The organism is uncultured Shewanella sp. (genome assembly GCF_947491715.1).
GTDB lineage: Bacteria > Pseudomonadota > Gammaproteobacteria > Enterobacterales > Shewanellaceae > Shewanella.
Window position 1 is genome coordinate 55,747 of the sequence record NZ_CANLKR010000029.1, and the last position, 6,000, is coordinate 61,746.

Consider the following 6,000-nt stretch of genomic DNA (forward strand, 5'->3'; position numbering starts at 1 on the left):
ACTCAGCACAGCACAACAAAGGCCGATGATTATGGCTTATAGCCTGCTTTGTTCTGCCACCTGACGACAAATAAGATGATATTAAAAACATACAAGAAACTTTTTACAAACAAAACAATTACAAATAAAGCGCTATTACCCAAACAAATAAACACAAAAATAATCTTTGACGGTTAAAGTCCTCCTACCAGTTCATATAATGTAACCTTTGGCAAAGTTCCGCTATCTTAGGTCAACCTAGGTTATTTAATCTCTCTTATTCCCATTATTCACTCATTTTGACCCAAATTATCATCCTATTAACCCTCTTTATTCGATACACTCTCTATTAACCAAATAGCACTAAAAGGTGTTTAAAATGTTACCAATTTATTATTAATATAATTTAACTATAATAACAAATAGCAAATAAAAATAATTAAAATCAAACAAATACATTAACACTGTACATAGTCTGAACAAGTTTAGACAAAGTTGAGCAACATACGGTGTTCAAAACAATACTTACCCTCTTTCATTTATCTGATTAAAAATATCAGCAATAAGGCCTAAATAACCTTAGGTCCCTTAAGTCCATATACAAGTACAGGTGAGAAAATCCATTCATTTCACAAAAAAGAATGGGAAAGTAAACCGCAAGCACAAGTTGTACAAGCAGTCGTTGAGGTCAATGTTTTATGTTAAAAAATTCGGAAACACCCCATAAACTCTCACTTTTTAGTGGCGTCCTGCTGTGTTGCACTTGTATGGTCGGCTCTGGTTGGCTATTTAGCTCACAATTGGTCGCACAAAACGCGGGTAACTATGGTTTCATTTCATGGATTGTCGCCGCTGCCATTATTATTGTGATCAGCTTGTGTATTTCATCAGTCGTGACTCGGTATCCACAAAGTGGTGCCACGACGCGCATGAGTGCCATCAGTCATAATGCCATGTTCGGCATGACTTTTGCCTTTGCCAATTGGTTTGGTGTGTCTGTTGTTATCGCCACCGAAGCCCAAGCTACAACAGAGTATTTAGCGCCCTTTATTGGTGATGGGATCATGCAAGCAGGTACACTGACTTGGGCGGGAAAAGGGATTGGTTTAATCTTGCTCTGTCTTTATTTACTGGTTAACTGGTACGGACTCAAGCTATTGGCCCGAGTCAATAATGTGATCACTGTACTCAAAATATTCACGCCTATTTTTGTCATTGTCATTTTATTAGTCTCCCATTTTGACAGCACTAATTTCACGCAAGTGAGTCAAGATGCCTTTTCAACGGGAAGTATTTTTACGGCAATCGTGGCCTCAGGCATGGTCTATGCGTTTAATGGCTTTCAAGTCATCGCTTCCTTTGCTAGCGAAATAGAAAAACCCAAAAAAAATATCCCATTAACTATGATCCTTTCTGTGCTCATCACATTGGGGTTTTATCTATTATTACAGCTGGCGTTTATGGGCGCCATGCCACACGAGATGCTCGCTAATGGCTGGCCTAGTCTCAACATGAACTCCCCTATTGTAGGGTTAACCCTCATACTCGGCCTTAACTTTCTAATGTTACTGTTGCTAGCTGACAGTGTCATTGCGCCATCGGCTGTGGGGTACACGTATTTGGGCACTTCTTCTCGCATGTTATTGGCCATGGCAAAAGAGAAGCAGGCGCCCACTTTTATTAGTCGCAATATCCACCCCAAACGTGGGTTTTCGACGCCCGCAATCATGGTTAACTTTATTATTGCGGTGCTATTTCTTCTGCAAGCCGAAAACTGGGCCGGACTGATGGTGATAGTCACCATGTTACATCTTATCGGTTACATGGCTGCGCCCATCAGTATGTCGGCCCTGAATCCCAAAACTAAATTGTTCGGGCTAATGGTGTTTATTATCATCACCATCCTGATGTTAACCGTGCCCAGTCGAGACATTCTACTCACCAATATCATCTTGAGCATATTATCCATCGGTTACCTCATACTTCAAGGCAAGTCGCATATCAAGGCCAACTTATTATTTGCCAGCCCACCGTTAATCTTTTTGTGGCTGATTTACTTTTGTGAGTCCATGGTACTCGGCGGCCTGCTCGCCACAGGCTTCTTTTTATTGGTGACCAGTCGACGTTATGTGGAGCAATGCCGCATGCATAGGGAAAAACACTTAACCGCTCAACAATCGACATTTCCCAGCGAAATGATTAACCCTCAACAAATGGATTAGCCGCCATCATGAGAGAGATTAGTAGAGATAAGCTTGATGAGCCCTTAATACTCTGTAATACCGACGAAGCCATGGAAATCAATGTATTCAAACAAGGAGATTAAACATAATTCAATATCCAATTTATTGAGAGATAAATGCTATGCAACACATGACACAAGACTCAATTTTTATTCTGCTAATAACATGCTTAATACCACTATTGATTTCTTTTTGCTGCATCCTGTTCAAGATAATACCTGGTACGACCAACAGTTCTACCCGGATCCAGGCCAAAATACAGTATTGCTTTGGTTTATTTAAATATTAAGAAGGGGGGGCTACGATGAACAGTACATTGCAAGAGAAGTGGGAAAGAAGAGCAACAGTTAGAAGTAAGCCTAGGATAGTATATGACAAAACAGCTAATGGATACTACTATCCAATCTCAAAAGCGCCTTTAGCGATACATCCTGACGTTTCATCTCAGGGGAGGGAAGCAATTGAGTTTTTACTGGTTCAGTCATTGTATAAATATTCTAATGATATCGCATTTATAGAGACAAGAGTTGTTAATGACATAATCCTAAAAGCAATATCAGATAACATTGACGGTATTATTTTTAATGATGAACAAAAAATAATATTATATACAATCATGGTGGATGAAGCCTATCATGCATATGTCGCGTTTGATTCAATATTGCAAATTAAAGCAGAAACAGGCATTGAGCCACTGCCATTATCTGAAACAATAGAAATAGAACTAGCAATAAAAACGATTAAAAATAAAATGGATAGTCAGTATCATAGTGCGTTTCAGTTTATATGTGTTTGCTTGGCTGAAAACACATTAACGAAAGATATGATAGTGATGGCTGATAAAAATGAAACACATCCATATTTTCAAAAGATAATACAAGATCATTTAGCCGATGAAGCACGTCATTCAGGCGTTTTTTATAATTTACTTTCTTATACTTGGAACAATTTAAGTGAGGACTACAAAAAAAATATAGGGAAGGTATTAGCAGAGTTTATAGAATTATATCTTAACTTGAAAGTGCAGATTGAATTCGACAAACAAGTGTTAAAATCAATAGGTTTAACTATAGAAAAAGCAGAAAAGGCTCTTGAAGATACTTATGGTGCATTTAAATTAACAAAGCATCACCCAATGTTAAAAAACATTCTACGTGTATTGGATAAAACAAAGGTATTGGACGGATATTCGTATTTAGAGTTTAAACAGAGAGGTTGGGTTTAAATATCATGAAACAATTATCTATATTTATTGAAGAGAACAGTCAAGACTATAATGAGTTAAAGTCTGATATTCTTGATTTCGGCTATAAAATATTGGATCCCTTAAGTCAGTCAGAAATAGATGTTGCAATATACTTTGAGTATCAAAATTTTTTAGATGCTAAGGGTGATTTATCTAGCATGGTAAATAATTTCATGTTGATATCAGAGCAAGGCATTTATATTAATACAGGGCAGGAATATAGTTTTAAAGTGTCGGAAGAATATGGTATAGATAATATAATTGATAGTTTAATACTCATATCTCAAGAGTTAAATATATCGTCCTATGAACCTGTCAATTTAGATGAATATTTTAGAGTAACACTTTCTCAAGAAGACTATCAAAAGTTAGTATATGATTGGAATGATACTGATGCACCTTATCCACAAGATAAAACACTGCAGCAATTGTTTGAAGAACAAGTTGAAAAAACACCAGATAATATCGCCCTCGTTTTTAGCAATAATCAATTTGACGATGAGCAGCTGACTTACCAAGCATTGAATGAAAGAGCCAACCAGTTAGCGCATCATATACGCGCGCAATATCAAGCTCAGCACAATCAGCCATTAGCGCCTGACACCTTGATTGCACTGTATTTGGACCGCAGCCTAGAGATGGTCATTTCTATTCTGGCGGTATTGAAAGCAGGCGGCGCTTATGTGCCGATTTCCCCTGAGTACCCTCAAGCGAGAACGTTATTTATATTGGAAGACACTCAGGCGCCCATACTGCTGACGCAGCAGCACCACTGTGCGTCATTAAATCAGGCATTAAATAGAGAGAATAGGGCATTAAACGAAGCGTTAGATGAGGAACTCAATGATGTCAACACACCTTTGCAACTCATCAATGTGGATGTGCCATTAGCGAATGGCGAGCAATCTAGCGATAACCTTGTTCCCGTCAGTGGCCCTGCTGATTTAGCCTATGTGATTTACACCTCCGGCACCACAGGGCAACCTAAAGGTGTGATGCAACCGCATAATAATGTCGTCAGGCTATTTGCCACCGCGCAGACGCAATATCAATTTAATGCTGATGATGTGTGGCTACTTTATCACGCGTATACATTTGATTTTAGTGTTTGGGAACTATATGGGGCGCTGTTTTATGGTGGTCAACTGGTTATTCCAAGGCATGACGCGGTTAGGGATGTGGATCAAATCGTGCAGTTGTGTCATGCGCGTAAGGTGACCGTGTTTAATCAAACGCCGAATGCCTTTTATTCATTTAGCGATACCGTCATTGCCAATAATATTGATTTACCTTACTTACGTTATGTCATATTTGGTGGGGATGCACTGGCTCAAGATAAGTTGTTGTCTTGGTGGGCTCATTTTGGTGTTAACCGCCCCACATTGGTAAACATGTATGGCATTACAGAAACCACGGTGCATGTGACTTATCAGCCTCTTCACCCGACCTATCAAAATGCCGTTATTGGTCGACCATTAGCAGACATAACGGCGTATGTATTAAACAATGAATTGCAATTGCTGCCCATTGGTGTGTCTGGTGAGCTGTTTATCGGTGGGGCGGGATTGGCTCGCGGGTATCTAAACCAAGAAGTATTAACCGCCGAGCGTTTTATTGATAATCCCTTTGCGACCCAAAATGATATCGAAAAAGGCTATACCCGTTTATATAAAACGGGGGATTTAGTGCGTTACTTGCCCGATGGTAATCTCGAATATTTAGGCCGTTTGGATAACCAAGTTAAAATCCGCGGCTACCGTATTGAATTGGGCGAAGTTGAGGCGGCGCTAAGTCAAATAAAAGGCGTTAAGCAAGCGGTGGTGATAGACCGCGAGCATGCGAATGATGAGCAGAGTGAACATCAAGGTGACAGCCGTCAGTATCTGGCGGCGTATATTATCGTTCAAGGTGATGATAATACTGAAGTCAACAACGAGACCTTCATTGATGATTTTATTGAAGATGTGCGCCAGCAACTCATCAGTGTGTTGCCAGATTATATGCAGCCATCAACCTTCACGGTCATTGAGCATGTGCCCTTGACGATTAACGGCAAGTTAGACCGCAAGGCCTTGCCTGAGCCTGAGTTTATCAGTAGCGATGTGTATGTGGCGCCGCGTAATGATATTGAGCGTCAACTGTGTGAGGTTTGGAAAGCCGTGCTGGGGCTTGAGCGAGTCGGCGTTAATGATAATTTCTTCCGCATTGGCGGTGATTCGATTAGCGCCATTCGTTTAAGCGCTGAAAGCCGAAAACGAACCAATCTAGACATTCCGTTAGCCCAATTTTTTGCGAGGCCAACCATAGCAGGGCTGGCGCTGGTGTTAAACGAGGACGTCCTTGTTATTCCTCACGTAGAGGATAACACCCCGTCTTTGTCGTTTGCGCAGGAGCGTTTATGGTTTATTGAACAATTTGAAGAGGGCAGTGATGCTTATCACATACCGCTTTTGGCCCGTTTACAGCCTGATACCGATGTGGAGGTGTTATTAGCCAGTATCAACATGATAGCGATGCGCCACCCTGTGCTAA

4 protein-coding genes are annotated in these 6,000 nt (G+C 40.2%); all 4 read left to right on the plus strand.

The genetic code is table 11. The features are described 5' to 3' along the window. Positions 1 to 677: 677 nt before the first annotated feature. On the plus strand, positions 678 to 2,201 hold the full coding sequence (locus tag Q0779_RS17595) for an APC family permease (RefSeq protein ID WP_298774562.1): 1,524 nt from the start codon (positions 678 to 680) through the stop codon (positions 2,199 to 2,201). An 81-nt stretch (positions 2,202 to 2,282) separates the two neighbouring features. Next, complete coding sequence (locus tag Q0779_RS17600; protein WP_298774564.1) at positions 2,283 to 2,504, plus strand: hypothetical protein; 222 nt, start codon at positions 2,283 to 2,285, stop codon at positions 2,502 to 2,504. Positions 2,505 to 2,526: 22 nt separating this feature from the next. Further along, positions 2,527 to 3,447 carry a diiron oxygenase gene (locus Q0779_RS17605; protein ID WP_298774565.1) on the plus strand — a complete coding sequence of 307 codons (921 nt, stop codon included), beginning with the start codon at positions 2,527 to 2,529 and terminating at the stop codon, positions 3,445 to 3,447. A gap of 5 nt (positions 3,448 to 3,452) precedes the next feature. Then, positions 3,453 to 6,000 (plus strand): amino acid adenylation domain-containing protein (locus Q0779_RS17610; protein ID WP_298774567.1); only part of this gene is annotated, 2,548 nt, incomplete at its 3' end.